Annotated in this window: 18 protein-coding genes; 16 read left to right on the forward strand and 2 right to left on the reverse strand. The window is 62.6% G+C overall.

The genetic code is table 11. The features are described from left to right. Window positions 1-37 precede the first annotated feature (37 nt). From Y707_RS27545 to Y707_RS0118935, 6 genes are read left to right on the forward strand one after another with little or no spacing between them, the layout of a single operon-like run. Window positions 38-1318: a molybdopterin molybdotransferase MoeA gene (locus Y707_RS27545; protein WP_051442202.1), complete on the forward strand. Its 1281-nt coding sequence runs from the start codon at window positions 38-40 to the stop codon at window positions 1316-1318. Next, window positions 1315-1839, forward strand: coding sequence for a cyclic pyranopterin monophosphate synthase MoaC (gene moaC, locus Y707_RS0118915; protein ID WP_051442203.1), 525 nt, complete (start codon window positions 1315-1317; stop codon window positions 1837-1839). The genes Y707_RS27545 and moaC overlap by 4 nt, the downstream gene beginning before the upstream one ends. Continuing rightward, window positions 1836-2312: a MogA/MoaB family molybdenum cofactor biosynthesis protein gene (locus tag Y707_RS0118920; protein ID WP_035782611.1), complete on the forward strand. Its 477-nt coding sequence runs from the start codon at window positions 1836-1838 to the stop codon at window positions 2310-2312. The genes moaC and Y707_RS0118920 overlap by 4 nt, the downstream gene beginning before the upstream one ends. Further along, the gene (locus tag Y707_RS0118925; RefSeq protein WP_026536239.1) at window positions 2299-2736 is read left to right on the forward strand and encodes a molybdenum cofactor biosynthesis protein MoaE; all 438 of its coding nucleotides are present in this window, start codon (window positions 2299-2301) and stop codon (window positions 2734-2736) included. Before Y707_RS0118920 ends, Y707_RS0118925 begins: the two co-directional genes overlap by 14 nt. 53 nt (window positions 2737-2789) lie before the next feature. Beyond that, entirely contained in the window at window positions 2790-3548 is a 759-nt protein-coding gene (gene dapB / locus Y707_RS0118930) for a 4-hydroxy-tetrahydrodipicolinate reductase (protein ID WP_026536240.1), read from the forward strand. 8 nt (window positions 3549-3556) lie between these two features. Further along, window positions 3557-4009, forward strand: a complete 453-nt coding sequence (locus Y707_RS0118935; protein WP_026536241.1) for a hypothetical protein — start codon at window positions 3557-3559, stop codon at window positions 4007-4009. On the opposite strand, the gene Y707_RS0118940 is transcribed toward Y707_RS0118935, so the two are convergent. Further along, window positions 4006-5187: a heparan-alpha-glucosaminide N-acetyltransferase domain-containing protein gene (locus tag Y707_RS0118940; protein ID WP_026536242.1), complete on the reverse strand. Its 1182-nt coding sequence runs from the start codon at window positions 5185-5187 to the stop codon at window positions 4006-4008. The genes Y707_RS0118935 and Y707_RS0118940 overlap by 4 nt on opposite strands. Before the next feature lie 88 nt (window positions 5188-5275). Here Y707_RS0118940 and dapA point away from each other — a divergent pair, with 88 nt between their 5' ends. From dapA to Y707_RS0118970, 6 genes are all read left to right on the forward strand, one after another. Then, complete coding sequence (gene dapA, locus Y707_RS0118945; RefSeq protein WP_026536243.1) at window positions 5276-6193, forward strand: 4-hydroxy-tetrahydrodipicolinate synthase; 918 nt, start codon at window positions 5276-5278, stop codon at window positions 6191-6193. Continuing rightward, window positions 6190-7881, forward strand: coding sequence for a ribonuclease J (locus Y707_RS0118950; protein ID WP_026536244.1), 1692 nt, complete (start codon window positions 6190-6192; stop codon window positions 7879-7881). The genes dapA and Y707_RS0118950 overlap by 4 nt, the downstream gene beginning before the upstream one ends. A 94-nt stretch (window positions 7882-7975) precedes the next feature. Beyond that, the gene (locus Y707_RS0118955) at window positions 7976-10846 is read left to right on the forward strand and encodes an FtsK/SpoIIIE family DNA translocase (RefSeq protein WP_026536245.1); all 2871 of its coding nucleotides are present in this window, start codon (window positions 7976-7978) and stop codon (window positions 10844-10846) included. Between the two features lie 75 nt (window positions 10847-10921). Next, complete coding sequence (pgsA, locus tag Y707_RS0118960) at window positions 10922-11527, forward strand: CDP-diacylglycerol--glycerol-3-phosphate 3-phosphatidyltransferase (RefSeq protein WP_026536246.1); 606 nt, start codon at window positions 10922-10924, stop codon at window positions 11525-11527. Continuing rightward, entirely contained in the window at window positions 11524-12033 is a 510-nt protein-coding gene (locus Y707_RS0118965; protein ID WP_026536247.1) for a CinA family protein, read from the forward strand. The genes pgsA and Y707_RS0118965 overlap by 4 nt, the downstream gene beginning before the upstream one ends. Before the next feature lie 153 nt (window positions 12034-12186). Next, window positions 12187-12627, forward strand: a complete 441-nt coding sequence (locus Y707_RS0118970) for a helix-turn-helix domain-containing protein (protein WP_026536248.1) — start codon at window positions 12187-12189, stop codon at window positions 12625-12627. 54 nt (window positions 12628-12681) lie between these two features. Here Y707_RS0118970 and Y707_RS0118975 read toward each other — a convergent pair whose 3' ends face one another. Next, complete coding sequence (locus Y707_RS0118975) at window positions 12682-13155, reverse strand: MarR family winged helix-turn-helix transcriptional regulator (RefSeq protein WP_026536249.1); 474 nt, start codon at window positions 13153-13155, stop codon at window positions 12682-12684. Between the two features lie 63 nt (window positions 13156-13218). Here Y707_RS0118975 and Y707_RS0118980 point away from each other — a divergent pair, with 63 nt between their 5' ends. The 4 genes from Y707_RS0118980 to miaB all read left to right on the forward strand — a co-directional run. After that, the gene (locus Y707_RS0118980) at window positions 13219-13443 is read left to right on the forward strand and encodes a DUF3046 domain-containing protein (protein ID WP_026536250.1); all 225 of its coding nucleotides are present in this window, start codon (window positions 13219-13221) and stop codon (window positions 13441-13443) included. A 188-nt stretch (window positions 13444-13631) separates the two neighbouring features. Further along, on the forward strand, window positions 13632-14690 hold the full coding sequence (gene recA, locus Y707_RS0118985; RefSeq protein WP_026536251.1) for a recombinase RecA: 1059 nt from the start codon (window positions 13632-13634) through the stop codon (window positions 14688-14690). 6 nt (window positions 14691-14696) lie between these two features. Next, the gene (locus Y707_RS0118990; protein ID WP_026536252.1) at window positions 14697-15248 is read left to right on the forward strand and encodes a regulatory protein RecX; all 552 of its coding nucleotides are present in this window, start codon (window positions 14697-14699) and stop codon (window positions 15246-15248) included. 75 nt (window positions 15249-15323) lie between these two features. Next, a partial coding sequence (miaB, locus tag Y707_RS31735; RefSeq protein ID WP_035782614.1) for a tRNA (N6-isopentenyl adenosine(37)-C2)-methylthiotransferase MiaB occupies window positions 15324-16751 on the forward strand: 1428 nt, incomplete at its 3' end.

Consider the following 16751-nt stretch of genomic DNA (forward strand, 5'->3'; position numbering starts at 1 on the left):
GGAGCGGAACAATTCGACCAGTGGAGGAGCTGCGCTGATGCCGGCAACGGTTGCGGAACACCAACGCAGGGTGCTGGAGCTGTTGCGTCCGCTGGCCACGCTGGGCGCCGAAACGGTGCCGCTCGCGGAGGCCGTTCACCGCGTCCTGGCGGAGGACCTGCCGGCGCCGATATCGTTGCCATCCTTCGACAATTCGCAGATGGACGGATATGCCGTTCGGTCGTCCGATTTTGCGGATGCGGGGCACGGCGGCGGGTCCGTTGGAACCGTTAGACTCCAGGTCGGCGCCGCGATCCCGGCAGGTGTGGCACCGGCTCCCCTCGGACCCGGTTATGCCGCGCCGATCATGACCGGTGCCATGCTCCCGCAAGGTGCGGACGCCGTCGTACCGATTGAACAGGCGTCGCCGGACACATTTTTCCCGGACTACGAGGACGGCAGCCGCGTGGTTGCGCTTCCCGCCGGAACTCCGCCGGACCAGTTCGTCCGCCGGACCGGCAGTGACATCGCCGCCGGCGCGACCGCCTTGCGCGCCGGAACCGTCCTGCAGGCTCCGCAACTGGGGCTTCTGGCTGCCCTGGGCATGGCGAAGGTAAAGGTCCGGAAGCGTCCCACCATCCTGCTGCTCGCCACCGGCGATGAGGTGGTCCAGCCCGGCGAACCGCTGCCACCGGGCCGGATCTATGACGCGAACACCACGCTGCTGCGCACCTCGCTGGAGGATGCCGGCGTACTGGTACGGAACTGCCGCTTGCTGGCAGACGAGGTGGGGCCTTTCCTGGACCAGCTGCGCCGGGATCTGCACGAAGGCCACGTTGACTTGATAGTGACCGCCGGCGGCATCAGCAAGGGCGCCTATGAAGTCGTCCGGCAGGCGCTGGCGGACCAGCCGGTGGAATTCACCTCGGTGGCAATGCAACCGGGCGGCCCGCAGGCCATCGGCCTGGTCGATTCGGTACCGTTCCTGGGCTTTCCCGGCAATCCGGTCAGCGGGCTCGTTTCCTTCGAAATGTTCCTCCGCCCTGCCCTGGCCGCCTTGACCGGCTACCCACCGCCGCGGCCGGAACTAACTGCCCGTTTGACCGAAACGGCGGCCTCGCCGCGGGGCAAATACCAAGTGCGGCGCGGGGTGTATTCCGACGACGGTTCGGTCCGGCTCGTAGGCGGAGCAGGTTCGCATCTGGTGCATGCACTGGCAGAGGCGAACGCCCTGGTCCACATCCCCGACGGCACGGCCGGCATCGAGGCGGGGGAGAAGGTACGGATCTGGCTGCTGGATCGTCCGCAGCAACGAATGACTGAAGAGGGCAATTCATGACAGAACCGAGAGACCCGGCAGCACCAACAAAGTCTTCAGACGACGGCGCGGAAGTATCCGGGCTGACCCATGTCCGCCCGGACGGGACCGCTCACATGGTGGACGTGTCCGCCAAGCGGGAAACAGCCCGCCGGGCCACCGCGGAGGCATGGCTGCATACCAGTGCCGGTGTGGTGGAAATGATCAGCACAGGAGAGCTGCCCAAGGGCGATGCGCTCGCGGTTGCCCGGGTGGCGGGCATCATGGGAGCCAAACAGACGTCGTCGTTGATCCCGTTGTGTCATCCGTTGCCGCTGAGCAAGGTCACCGTCGATTTTGTCCCGCAGGAAAACGGAATCCGCATTGAGGCGCAGGTCAGTACGACGGCGGTCACCGGCGTCGAGATGGAGGCCTTGACCGCCGTCTCGGTCGCAGCCTTGACGCTGTACGACATGATCAAGGCAGTAGACAAGCATGCGGAAATTTCCGGCATCAAAGTCCTCGCCAAAAGCGGCGGCAAGAGCGGAGACTGGACCGTATGAGATCCGCCGGCATCATCATCGCCTCCACAAGAGCCGCTGCGGGGGTGTACGAGGACAAGTGCGGTCCACTGATCAGGAATTGGCTCGAGGACTGCGGCTACAGCGTGGACTGGACGGAGGTGATTCCGGACGGCGAACCAGTGCGGGCGGCGCTGGGGGAGATGCTGGAACAGCGGCCCTCTATCGTGATTACAAGCGGCGGCACCGGACTGAGCCCGGACGACCGGACTCCGGAGATAACCGAAGGATTCCTCGACCGGCAGCTCCCGGGCGTGATGGAAGCCATCCGGTCCGCCGGCCGGACCAACACGCCGCTGGCGAGCCTGAGCCGGGGCTGGGCCGGAACCGCGGGGCCGACCTTCGTGATCAACCTGCCGGGATCGCCGGGCGGCGTACAGGATGGGCTGAAGGTGCTGGCGCCTATGCTGAACCATATTTGTGAGCAGTTGGAGGGACAGAATGCACACGGTTAACCAAGGACCGGTTCTGGCCGCTCTGGTCAGCGCGGAGCCCCTCAGCCTGGAGACGGCGTTGGCGGCGGTCAGCTCGGACGAGTGTGGCGCCGTCGTCAGCTTCAGCGGAGTGATCCGGGACCACGACGGCGGCAGGGAAGTGGAACGGCTGAGCTACAGTTCCCATCCGACGGCCGGCGCTGTCATTCAGCGACTCGCGGACGAGGCCGCGGCGGCGCATCCCGGGGTCCGGTTGTGGGTCGGACACCGGATCGGAGACCTGCAGATTGGTGATACTGCTCTCGTCTGCGCGGCGGCGGCAGCCCACCGCCGGGCAGCATTTGAGGCGTGTTCCATGCTGGTCGAGCGGGTTAAGGCGGAGGTGCCCATCTGGAAGGAGCAGTTCTTCACCGATGGCGATGTTGAGTGGGTCGGTATCGGCTAACGGCCGTTGGGTGACTGTCAGTAACGGCCGAAAGCCACCGGTACGCTGGATGTATGAGTAGACGAGTGCGAGTGGCCGTTCTGGGTGCCCGGGGCCGGATGGGCTCGGCAGCCGTCCGTGCCGTCGAGGCGGCCGAAGACCTGGAGTTGACGGCCGCCCTTGGCCGTGGGGATTCCCTGGAGACGCTGACGGAGTCGGGGACCGACGTCGTCGTTGATTTGACCGTCCCCTCCAGCACCGAAGAAAACGTAGGATTCGCCGTTCAGCACGGTATGCACGCCGTCGTTGGCACCACCGGATGGGACGAGGAGCGGTTGTCGGCATTGTCCGAACTGCTGGAACAGCATCCTGGAACCGGCGTGCTCATCGCTCCGAACTTCGCGCTCGGTTCGGTGCTGGCGACATCGTTCGCGGCTAAAGCTGCGAAATACTTCGAATCTGTTGAGGTGCTTGAGCTGCACCATCCTGACAAGGTGGATGCTCCCTCCGGAACGGCTGTGCGTACAGCGCAGCAAATAGCGGCCGCACGGCGGGAAGCCGGGATGGGCCCAGGCCCGGATGCCACCCAGACCACCCTCGACGGGGCACGTGGGGCAACTGTTGAGGACATTCATGTGCACAGCGTGCGGCTGCGCGGGCTGGTCGCCCACCAGGAAGTCCTGCTGGGTTCGCCGGGGGAGCAATTGAGCATCCGGCACGACTCCTTCGACCGGGAATCGTTCATGCCCGGTGTCCTGCTGGGTATCCGGTCCGTGGCGGCCCATCCCGGTTTGACGGTGGGGCTCGACGGCTATCTGGACCTGGAAGCGTAACGGCCCCGATGAAGACAAAAATCTGGGTATTCCTGGTTGTCCTGCTGCTCGTTTTCTACCTCGTGGTCACCGCCCACCGCGGGTGGATCCTGCTGATGGCCCCCGAAGCCACGGCGAAAATCCTCGGAGCGGCCATTTTCCTCCTGCCGGTGGTGGGATTGTGGGCACTGGTGCGGGAAATCAGTTTCGGAGCCCGGATGGAAAAGCTCGCCAAAATCCTCGCTGCCGAAGGAAGGCTGCCGGAGGACACGCTGCCCCGAACGCCGGCGGGCCGCATTGTCCGCGACGCAGCGGACGCCGAGTTCGAAAAGTACAAGGCTGAGGCGGAGGCTGCTCCGGACGACTGGCGTTCCTGGTTCCGTCTCTCCTGCGCCTACGATGCTGCCGGCGACCGGCGCCGGGCGCGCAAATCCATGCGCGATGCCATTGCGATGTACCGCAGCAAGCGGGTCGAAGCCTAAACCCGGTCGGACAGGCTTCCCCGCGCCGCGGTGGTCATCATCGATGTCATAGACTCCAGCGGCCCGCGCCACCTGAGCAGCGAGAACACCGCCCCGAGCAGGAGGGCAACCGCAGCGTAAATCCAGAACAGGGCCACCTGCCCCAGCGGAGAGTCGTCCGCCGGGCCAATCGATAGCGCGATGATGTGGGCCGTGTACAGGGTCAGCGTCATGGCGCCCGCTCCTGACAGCGGCAGCAGCAGGTTCCGGTGCCAATGCGTTGCCAGCAGGCACAGACCGATGGCGACGGCTGCGGTGGCACTGGTGTGCAGCAAATCCAGAGTGGTCCCGGAATGCGGTGCCGCGCTGGCCAGCCACCACCATGATCCAGACTGCTCGACCGGAGACAGACTGACCTGCATTATGGCTTCCAGCGGAACCTGCCTGCCCTGCTCTGTGGACATCAGCGCCAGCAGGCCGCCAAGGTCGTACATGAAGAAGCCGCCCAGCCCTTTAGCGAAGGCGGCGACACCAATTCCAGCAACGATCAGGGAAACGTGGGTCTGGACCTTGTTCAGATCCAGCCTGCCGATCGCCACGCCGACCAGAAGGTAACCGAGCCACTGTGCCACCGGGTAGTAGCCGGTGAAAAAAATGTCGGCGGCGAAGGTCGCCGGGTTGAGCAGATCCGTCCAGACGGGGTTATGCCCCAGTTCGGGCTCGGCCAGCGCGTCCCGCAGCAATGGCCGGACGAGGTAGGCCACGACGGGTGAAACCAACAACCACCCCACCGCCCATGCGATCAGCGGCCGCAAGCGGAGCCCGGCGAAAGGCAACGCCACCAGGAACAGGAACGCGTAATGGACCAGGATGATCGCGATTGATGTTTCCGTCACGCCTACAGCAAAGCCGAATACGGCGATCATTAGCGCACGGACGGCCAGCCCCCGCCGGTCCGCGGTCAGCGACTCCCCGCGGTGCGGACGGTCACGACCGGTATAAAGAGCCAGCGAGACACCGGCCAGGACAGCGAAGAGCGCGGCGGATCTACCGGAGAAAGTCGTTGCCACGAAAGTGGGGACCCCGCCGTCGTACAACGGGATGATGTGGGTCGCCATCATCCCGAGCAGCGCCAGCCCGCGTGCGGCGTCAATACCAGTCAGGCGGTGGGGGAGCGCATTGGCGCTGGCGCTTGGCATAGCTCGATGCTCTCACGGAGACTGGTGCGATGAGCCTTACATTAAGCCAATACCCGGAAAACGCAGCATGACAGGTAACGTTTTACCTATGGCTGACTCTGACATTGCCCCCGGTGGGTCCCTGTTCGGTTCCCTGCTGACGGCCATGGTCACGCCCATGCGCGCGGACGGCACGATTGACCTTGATGAAACCGCCCGTCTTGCGGACAAACTTGTCTCCGACGGGTGCGACGGCTTGGTGGTCGCCGGCACCACGGGCGAGAGCTCGACCCTTGATGACGAGGAAAAGGTGTCGCTGTTCCGCGCCGTGGTCGAGTCTGTCGGCGACCGCGCGAGTGTTATCGCAGGAACCGGCAGCAACGACACGGCGCACTCGGTGCTCCTGTCGGAGATGGCCGCTGAAACCGGCGTCGACGGCCTTCTCCTTGTGACGCCGTATTACCTCAAGCCGACCCAGTCCGGCGTCCAGGCGCACTTCGAAGCGGTCGCCAACAAGACCGACCTGCCGATCATGCTGTATGACATTCCCGGCCGGTCTGCCGTCCCGATCCTGCCCGACACCATGCTGCGGCTGGCGGAACATCCGCAGATCATCGCCGTCAAGGACGCCAAGGCCGACTTCGCCGCCGCCTCCTACGTGATGGCGAACTCCGATCTGGTGTTTTATTCCGGCGACGACGGCCTCACCTTGCCATGGATGTCGCTCGGTGCTGCCGGCCTCGTGGGCGTGACGACGCACTTGGCGACGGTGCAGTTCCGCCAGCTGGTGGATGCAGTCCTGGCAGGAGACCTCGCGACGGCACGGCGCATTCACTTTGAGCTTGAGCCCGCCATCCGCGCCGCGATGACCCGGGTTCCGGGCGCCGTCGCGGCAAAAGAAATTCTTTCCTGGCAGGGCGTATTGCCCGACCCCACAGTGCGCCTTCCCCTGACTGCACCGACCTCTGCCGAACACGAGCTGATGCGGGCAGACCTCGCTGACGCCGGAATGGAACTAACCCGATGAGTCAAACGGCTATGCCGCGCCTGGTGACCCCTCCGCGATTGAAGGAAGGAACCATGCGGATTGTTCCGCTGGGCGGGTTGGGGGAGATCGGCCGCAACATGGCAGTCTTCGAACTGAACGGCAAGCTGCTCATCGTCGATTGCGGCGTCCTGTTTCCCGAGGAGCACCAGCCGGGCGTGGACCTGATCCTGCCTGACTTCTCCTACATTGAGGACCGGCTCGACGACATCGTGGCCGTCATCTTGACTCACGGGCACGAGGACCACATCGGCGCGGTGCCGTATCTGCTCAACCAACGCCCCGACATCCCACTGATCGGTTCCCAGCTGACCCTGGCACTGATCGAGGCGAAGCTGACCGAGCACCGGATCAAGCCGTACACGCTCACCGTTTCGGAAGGCCAGATCGAGCGGCTTGGACCGTTTGAATGCGAATTCGTCGCCGTCAACCATTCCATCCCTGATGCGCTCGCTGTCTTCCTCCGGACCGAGGCCGGCAACGTCCTGCACACCGGTGACTTCAAGATGGACCAGCTGCCCCTTGACGGCCGCATCACGGACCTGCGCGCCTTTGCCCGGCTGGGCGAAGAAGGCGTGGACCTGCTCATGGTCGACTCCACCAACGCGGATGTGCCCGGATTTACGACGGCGGAGCGTGAGATTGGTCCGACGCTGGAGGGAATCTTCGGCTCGGTCCGGAAACGCATCATTGTGGCGTCATTTTCATCCCATGTGCACCGGGTCCAGCAGGTGCTCAATGCGGCTGCGAAGGAGGGCCGCAGGGTGGCGCTGGTCGGACGCTCGATGGTCCGCAACATGAATATTGCCGCCCAGCTGGGCTACCTCACGGTTCCTGATGGCATCTTGGTGGACATCAAGAACGTGGACAACATCCCGGATAACCAGATCGTACTGATGTGTACCGGTTCCCAAGGCGAACCGATGGCGGCACTGTCGAGAATGGCCAACGGCGATCACAGGGTCGAGGTCGGCGACGGTGACACAGTCATCCTCGCGTCGTCGCTGATTCCGGGCAACGAAAACGCGGTTTTCCGGGTCATCAACGGTCTACTCAAGCTCGGCGCCGACGTCGTGCACAAGGGCAGCGCCAAAGTGCACGTCTCCGGCCATGCCGCCGCCGGGGAGCTGCTTTACTGCTACAACATTCTCCGTCCGCGCAATGTCATGCCGGTTCATGGCGAGACCCGGCACCTGATCGCAAATGGCCGGCTTGCTGAACAGACCGGAATCCCGAAGAAGAACATCCTGCTGACCGATGACGGCTCGGTCGTCGACCTGGTGGATGGAAAAGCGCAAATCGTGGGCTCGGTCGAATGCGGTTATGTATATGTCGACGGCTCGAGTGTCGGAGAAATCACCGATGCGGACCTGAAAGACCGCCGGATCCTCGGCGATGAGGGATTCATCTCCATCATCGCTGTGGTCAACCGCTCGACCGGCAAGATTGTCACCGGACCGGAGATCCACGCCCGCGGCTTCGCCGAGGACGACGCTGTCTTTGACGAGATCATTCCGAAGATCAATGCGGCTCTTGAGGAAGGTGTGACCAACAGCAAGGACCACACCACCTATCAGCTGCAGCAGTCAGTGCGGCGCGTAGTGGGCACCTGGGTGAACAAGCGGTACCGCCGTCGTCCGATGATCATTCCCGTGGTGCTGGAAGCTTAAACCCCTGCAACCGTCCGCGGATGTGGCGGGCGACACCGGGCATGGCGGCCCGAAATCCACGGGGCCGGACCGGATCCGGAGTACCGTAGATACTATGGCGACTCGTACTTCCCCCGCCCGTCAGACAGGCACGCAGTCGCGCAGTAAAAGCTCAAGCGGTGCTGCGCGCTCTTCTTCAGCACGTTCCAAAGGCACCTCCGGACCGTCAAAATCACAGCCCGAGCCTGTCGAGCCCCGGCCCGCCTGGCCGGTGCGGATGATCACCGGTAGCTGGATGGGAATGGCGCGTCTGACCGCCGGGGGTATCCGGCGGATGGGCCATGACGTCAGCAGTGTCGACTCTGCCGTCCGGCGCGACGGTGCCGGATTTTTCCTGCTGGTGCTCGGCGTGCTGGTCGCTGCAGTCGAATGGTGGGCGCTGACCGGTTGGTTTGCCCGCGGTGTTCACGCCGTCGTCGCCGGAACTTTGGGCTGGATGGCCCTGACGCTGCCGTTCGTCCTGCTGATTTGTGCCATCCGGCTGATCCGCCGCCCGGAGGACCCAAGGGGTAACAACCGGGTTGGCATTGGATTGCTGGTAATGCTTTTCAGCGGCTGCGGAATTTCCCACATCGTCGGTGGTGAACCGCGTCTGGTCAATGGGCTCGAACCGCTTTGGGAGGCCGGTGGCATGGTGGGCTTCCTGCTCGCCGCTCCGCTGGCGGCAGCAATCACCAAGTGGGGCGTTTTGGTCCTGCTCAGCGTTCTCGGTTTCACCGGCATGCTGATTGTCACCGCCACACCCTACCGGGCCATTCCGTCGCGGCTGCGGGCGCTTTATGAGCACCTTATGGGCCAGGACCTGCCGGCCCTCCCCGCCGAGGGAGAAGCCGGCGGGCACGACCAAAGCTACCTCTACGGCGACAACAAGACCAAGAAGCAGCCGAAAGCGGGCAAGAAGCGCGGACTGCGCCGAAAGAAGGACCATAATCACGACGCCGGGGAGCTGGACGGCTACTACGGCGATGAGGCGTTCGAACGCGCCGTGCTGGACGATGCGCAGAAAGCGGAAGCTGCAGGTCCAGCTCTGCCGCCCGGCGTGAAACGGCCGACGGCGTCCGAACTGGCCACCCGGAAAATCAAGCGCGCGCAGGGCCTCGGAGAATCGACCGAACAGGCCACTGAAGCGATCAGCATGGTCAATGGAAAGCCGGCTGCAGGCAGCGCCGCCAGGGAAGAACCCACCACGCCTGTGCCGTCGTCGCCGGTCCAGCCGCAAATGCCCGCCGGCCCCATCCCGCAACGCACTGAACAGCTCCAGCTTGCCGGCGATGTCACCTACACCCTTCCCGCCACGGATGCTTTGGCACCAGGTACTCCGCCCAAGGAACGTTCCGCAGCCAATGAATCCGTCGTCGAGTCCCTGACCAAGGTGTTCAAGGAGTTCGGCGTCGATGCCATTGTCAGCGGATTCTCCCGCGGCCCCACCGTAACCCGGTACGAGATTGAGCTCGGACCCGGCATCAAGGTTGAACGGGTCACGGCCTTGTCCAAGAACATCTCCTACGCTGTGGCCAGCGCCGATGTCCGTATTCTTTCGCCGATTCCGGGAAAGTCCGCCATCGGCATCGAAATTCCCAACTCGGACCGCGAAACGGTCTCGCTCGGCGACGTGCTGCGTTCCCAGGTCGCCCGCCGCACCGAACATCCGATGGTGATGGGTGTGGGCAAGGACGTGGAAGGTGGCTTCGTCGTCGCCAACCTGGCGAAGATGCCGCACCTTCTGGTCGCCGGCGCCACCGGAGCGGGTAAATCCTCGTTCGTGAACTCAATGATCACCTCAATCCTGATGCGTGCTACACCGGACGAGGTCCGCATGGTCATGGTCGACCCGAAGCGCGTTGAGCTGACCGCGTACGAGGGCGTCCCGCACCTGATCACGCCGATTATCACCAACCCCAAGAAGGCAGCCGAGGCGCTGCAGTGGGTGGTCCGTGAGATGGACACCCGGTACGACGACCTGTCGACCTACGGTTTCAAGCACATCGATGACTTCAATAAGGCCGTGCGTAACGGGAAGGTGACTCCGCCGCCGGACAGCAAGCGCGTGATGAAGCCGTACCCTTACCTGCTCGTGATGGTGGACGAGCTTGCCGACCTCATGATGGTCGCGCCCCGGGACGTGGAAGATTCCATCGTCCGCATTACGCAGCTGGCACGGGCCGCCGGTATCCACCTGGTGCTCGCAACCCAGCGGCCTTCCGTGGACGTGGTGACCGGTCTGATCAAGGCGAACGTGCCCTCACGGATGGCCTTTGCGACGTCGTCGGTCACCGACTCGCGGGTTGTCCTGGACCAGGCCGGCGCCGAGAAGCTGATTGGCCAGGGTGACGCGTTGTTCCTGCCAATGGGAGCCTCGAAACCCATTCGCGTGCAGGGCGCCTGGGTTACGGAAACTGAAATCCACGACGTCGTCGCCCATGTGAAGGGGCAGTTGCAGGCCGTCTACCGTGACGATGTCACGCAAGTGGCGCCGAAGAAGCAGATCGACGACGATATCGGGGACGATATGGATGTCCTGCTGCAGGCAACCGAGTTGGTGGTCACAACTCAGTTCGGTTCGACTTCGATGCTGCAGCGCAAGCTCCGGGTTGGCTTCGCCAAGGCCGGACGGCTGATGGACCTGCTTGAATCCAGGGGAGTGGTTGGTCCTTCCGAAGGATCCAAGGCACGGGATGTGCTGGTCAGCCCCGACGATCTGGCAGCCACCATGGCAACCATCCGGGGCGACGACCCGCCGGCGCAGGCAGCACCAACGGTAGACGACGCCACCCAACCACACCCCGTTCAGGCACCGGATCCCGCCACCGGTCAGCTCGATCAGGTCGATGCGTCACTGCAGAATACCGCGGAGCAGTATTATGACGGCGCAGATGGCGACGACGGCGATACATCCGAGGATGCCTGGGGCCTGACCGGCCGCTGACGGCCGGAAAGGTCCGGTTGCGCGCGCATTCCAGAGACAATACGTTTACCGGCCACACGGTTGTAGCCTTAGTAAGTGACTTCTCCGCAGCCTGAAAAAGTTCCAACCCTGAACATCGCCAATGTCCTGACGGTGATCCGGGTGCTGCTTGTGCCGCTGTTTATTTGGTTGCTGCTGCTCGACGAGGGCGAAAACGGGGTTGCGCGCTGGCTGGCTGTGTTGGCATTCGCCGTCGCCATATACACCGACAAGCTCGACGGAGATATTGCCCGCAGCAGGGGTCTGATCACTAATTTCGGCAAGATCGCCGATCCGATCGCCGACAAGCTGCTGATCGGTTCGGCCCTGGTCCTTTTGAGCGTTATCGACGGAATGCCTTGGTGGATCACGATTGTCATCCTTGGCAGGGAGCTGTTCATCACCGTGCTGCGGTTCGTAGTGATCAGGTATGGCGTTATTCCGGCTTCCCGTGGAGGAAAACTGAAGACGGTGCTGCAGACCGCCGCAGTGCTGTTGTATCTGATGCCGCTGGCGGACCTGCTGGGCGGTTGGATGGAATGGGTCGCGCTGGCGGCCATGCTGATTGCGGTGGCAGTGACCGTCATAACCGGCGTTGACTACGTCATTCAGGCGGTGCGGTTGCACTCGGGTGCCCGCGGAACGGGTCAGGTGCAGCGGTGACTACTTCCCGCCGGACCGAGGCTGCTCCGGATGTGAACCAACTCGTCGCCGATGCCCTGGCCTCGGGGATTACGGTGGCGACCGCGGAGTCGTTAACTGCCGGCATGGTCTGTGCCGAGCTGGCTTCTGTTCCCGGGGCGTCCGGAATGCTCAACGGTGCAGTTGTGGCCTACCGGAACACCGTCAAGGAAAATGTGCTTGGCGTCAGCGGCGCCCTGCTGGCCACCAACGGATCTGTTGATGCCGACGTCGCACGTCAAATGGCTCAGGGTGTGCGGCGACTCGCTGAAGCTTCCTTGGCAGTTGCCACCACCGGTGTCGCCGGCCCTGAACCGCACGATGGCCAGGCAGTAGGCACCGTATATATCGCGTTGGCAGACGAATACGGCGCGTGGTCGAGCAAGTACGAATTCTCGGGCAGCCGCGCCGAAATCCAGTCCCAGGCCTGCCGGCATGCCTTGCTGCAGCTTCATCAAGCAATCGACGCGGCGGGCTCATCAAGGTAGATTAGCGATGCGTGGGAACAATTTCCTTTTGGCAACAGTTACTAATAGTGTCGGCAGTCCATACACTGGCGGCATAAGATGTAGTATAACGGCCCCAGCCGTAAGCAGATCCGGCAGGCAGCGTCCGTAGAGTAAGGGAGCAAGGCGATCCAGATGGTAAAGCAACCCGTGTCCGTAAACGGCGTGGTCCGTTGGCGTGATGTGGGTCTGGCAGAAAATGCCCAACCAGAACAGAAGGAGCGCAAAATGGTCGTTCTACGCCATGAGATCGGTGAGGTACTGCGTCAGGTCCGTCAGCGCCAGGGCCGCACCCTCCGTGAAGTCTCGCATAATGCACGCGTGTCTCTTGGGTATCTGAGCGAAGTCGAGCGGGGACAGAAGGAAGCATCATCAGAGCTCCTTTCCTCCATCTGCTCGGCACTTGATGTTCCGCTGTCGCTGATGTTGCGCGAAGTGAGTGAGCGACTTGCCGAGGCGGAAGGTGTAGCCGTTCCAGATACCGTTCCACAGGAATTCTCACGGGAATTTGCCCGTGACCTGTCCGGGGACCTCACCGGTGAACTGGACCGGGGTCTCGCCCCCAGCTCGTACTGAACCCAAAACTGAAACAACTAAGACGCTGAAGCCCGCTGGTTCGTCCGGCGGGCTTCACTTGTCCTTGGTGTACTCATCATTGAGCCTGGCCAGCAGCACAGCCAAATGCTCGACGTCGTGTTCAGACCAATCCGACAATCTGTTGCGGAAGGCCTGCTTCCTGGCCAGCTGTGTCGTCAAGAGCTGGTTCAGTCCCTTTTCGGTCAAGGTAATCGTCTGCGCCCGCCCGTCGAATGGATCGGCTTGTTTCCTCACGAGGCCGAGGCTTTCCAATAACGTAACCTGGCGGCTGACCGAGGGCTTTCCGACGCCGATATTTGCCGCCAGTTCTGTCAGCCGCATCGCCCCTTCACTCTGCAGAATGAGGAGCAGGCCATAGGCAGCTGGCTCCATGTCCGGATGAACGTCACGTGCCACCCGATGTGAGATAGACCTGGAACGGCGCCACAGCATGCTTAGTTGCTGCTCCAGCTGCTCGATGGCGCTGCGCGGGTCCGGCCCGGTGGGGGACTCCTCGGTCTCACTCATGAACACCATTCTAGAGTGCTGCAGGCTTGGCCGCGCGGGGCAGGATCATGAGAGACTCAACATGTGCGAATGAGTGAGTTCCGGCGATTGATGGATGACGAGTTTGGGCAGGGGTATTCCAAAGTCCTTGCTGAGGACCTCGTGCTGACAGGTCTATCCGGACGCACTGCTGCCGCCGCGCTGAAGGATGGCGAGGACCCCCGGAAAGTGTGGTTCGCCATCTGCGATGTCCAGGACGTTCCGGCCGAACGCCGGTGGGGTCGGGACATTAAGCCCCGCACCAGCTAAGCGACACGCCAGTGTTCCTCTTCGAATACTTGTTCGGGCGGCACTAAACTATTGAGCAGAGGACACATCGCCTGCGGACCATGCTTATCCACAACCACCGAATAAGCTCTTGTTCTGTCGGTGGGAAGGTCTAACGTCGTAGCCAGACATATAAACGGCCAACAGGCCACTAGACATCGAGGTGAATTATGCCGGCACCAGCCGATCGCGAGAAGGCCCTGGAAGCCGCTCTGGCGCAAATTGACAAGCAGTATGGCAAGGGATCCATCATGCGTTTGGGTGATGACACCCGTGCGCCCGTCGAGGTGATACCCACTGGAGCGATTTCGCTCGACATTGCCCTTGGTATCGGGGGATTGCCGCGTGGCAGGGTTGTTGAGATTTACGGCCCCGAGTCATCGGGTAAGACGACGGTGGCGCTGCATGCTGTTGCCAATGCGCAGCGAAACGGCGGCATCGCGGCATTCATCGACGCCGAACACGCCCTGGATCCCGAGTATGCCCAAAAACTGGGCGTGGATACTGATGCGCTCCTGGTCTCGCAGCCGGACACCGGAGAACAGGCGCTGGAGATCATGGACATGCTGGTCGGTTCCGGATCGTTGGACGTTATTGTCATCGACTCCGTCGCCGCACTGGTGCCGCGGGCCGAAATCGAAGGCGAGATGGGCGACAGCCATGTTGGCCTTCAGGCCCGCTTGATGAGCCAGGCGCTGCGTAAGATCGCCGGCCGCCTGAACCAGACCAAGACAACCGCTATCTTCATCAACCAGCTGCGTGAAAAGATCGGTGTCTTTTTCGGCAGCCCCGAAACGACCACCGGTGGCAAGGCATTGAAGTTCTATGCCTCCGTGCGCATCGACGTCCGCCGGATCCAGACCCTCAAAGAAGGGGCTGACTCGGTTGGCAACAGGACCAAGGCAAAGATCGTTAAGAACAAGATGGCGCCGCCGTTCAAGGTGGCAGAGTTCGACATCATCTACGGTCAGGGGATTTCCCGCGAAGGCGGAATCATCGACATGGGCGTCGAGCATGGTCTCATCAAGAAGTCCGGTTCCTGGTTCACCTACGACGGGGACCAGCTGGGACAGGGAATGGAGAACTCCCGGAGGTTCCTGCGGGACAATCCTGAGCTTGCCGACGAACTCGAACGCCTGATCAAGGAAAAGCTCGGTGTTGGTGCCAAAATCGAAGAGACACCGGAGACTGAACCAAAGCTGAAGGCAGTCGGCGGAGACAAGTTCTAGGAACGAATGGCTCCGTTCAGTAACAGCGGAACGGGACCGACGTCTGGTACCTCTGCTGATGACACAGCCGAAGCCGATCCCCATGATGTGGCGCGGTCCATAGTCTTGCGCCAATTGACTGCTTCACCGAAAAGCCGGTTTCAGCTCGCCCGCAAACTGGCGGACCGGGACGTCCCGGATGAGGTGGCCGAGGCTGTCCTCGACCGCTTTGAAGAAGTCCAGCTCATTGATGACGCCGAGTTTGCCAGAATGTGGGTGCGCAGCAGGGCCCAAACCAAGGGGCTGGCAGCCCGCGCGATCCAGCGCGAACTTGCGGACAAGGGCATCACCGGTGATCTGGCGGAAGTGGCATTGAGCCAGCTCACCGAGGGCGACGAACTGCAGGCAGCCCGTGATCTGGTCGGAAGAAAGCTGAAGACCGGCATCGACTACGCCGATCGGGCCGTACGGGACAAGCACACAAGGCGGCTGGTCTCAATGCTGGCACGCAAAGGGTACTCGCCGTCGCTTGCCTTCCAAGTCGTGGGGGAAGCAATCGACGGGCTGGCGGAGGATTAGCGGCGGCACCGTCTGGCTTCGGCGGCGGCCGCCGGCGATTGTGGTCTGCGGGCGGGGACGTCTTACCCTTGTAGGGTGACACTGACCATCCCCGCCCCAGATCAAGAGACCTCCGAGACCAAGCCGAGGACGTACCAGGTACGGACGTTTGGTTGCCAGATGAACGTTCACGATTCAGAACGTATGTCAGGTCTCTTGGAGGAAGCCGGCTACGTCGACGCCGGCGGCAACCAGGCCGACGTCGTCGTCTTCAATACCTGTGCCGTAAGGGAAAACGCCGACAACAAGCTGTATGGGAATCTCGGCATGCTGGCTTCAGTGAAGGAAGCCCATGAGGGCATGCAGATTGCCGTCGGTGGATGCTTGGCCCAAAAGGACCAGGATGAAATCATTACCAAAGCACCGTGGGTTGACGTGGTTTTCGGCACCCATAATATTGGCGCCTTGCCGACTCTGCTCGAACGCGCCCGGCACAACAACGAAGCTCAACTGGAAATCCTCGAGTCGCTGGACGTGTTCCCGTCAACGCTTCCCACCAAGCGCGATGCGGTCTACTCGGGCTGGGTCTCCATCTCTGTTGGCTGCAACAACACCTGCACCTTCTGCATCGTTCCCTCGTTGCGGGGCAAGGAGCGGGACCGTCGGCCGGGTGACATCCTTGCGGAAATCCAGGCCCTCGTGGACGACGGCGCCATTGAGGTGACGCTGCTGGGACAGAATGTCAACTCCTATGGAGTCGAATTCGGCGACCGTGGCGCGTTTGCGAAGCTGCTTCGCGCCTGTGGCCAAATCGAAGGCTTGGAACGTGTACGGTTCACCAGCCCGCACCCCGCGGCATTCACCGACGACGTCATTGATGCGATGGCGGAAACACACAACGTCATGCCGCAGTTGCATATGCCGCTGCAATCCGGCTCCGACAAGGTGCTTAAGGATATGCGCCGGTCCTACCGGTCGAAGAAGTTCCTGGGCATCCTGGACCGGGTACGCGAGCGGATACCGCACGCCGCCATCACCACCGACATCATTGTTGGTTTCCCCGGAGAAACCGAAGAGGACTTCCAAGCCACGCTCGACGTTGTGGAAGCCTCCCGCTTTTCCAGCGCCTTTACCTTCCAGTACTCCAAGCGGCCCGGCACGCCGGCGGCCGATATGGACCACCAGCTGCCGAAGGCAATAGTCCAGGAGCGTTACGAACGGCTCACGGACCTGCAGGACCGGATTTCGGCCGAGGAAAACCGGAAACAAGTTGGCAACCAGGTGGAAGTGATGGTCACTGCCAACCAGGGTCGGAAGGCCGCTGAGACCCACCGGCTGTCCGGCCGGGCAAAGGATCAGCGACTTGTACACTTTTCTATTCCGGACGGTGGCAAGGCGCCGCGTCCGGGCGACCTGGTGACGGTGACGATTACCGATGCGGCCCCTTTCCACTTGATCGCTGATCCGGCATCCGCTGATACCCGCGATTATCTTGTCCGGAGCTCGCGGGCCGGTGAGGCTTGG

Origin of the sequence: Arthrobacter sp. H14, from assembly GCF_000520495.1 — a bacterium.
Taxonomy (GTDB): domain Bacteria; phylum Actinomycetota; class Actinomycetes; order Actinomycetales; family Micrococcaceae; genus Arthrobacter_C.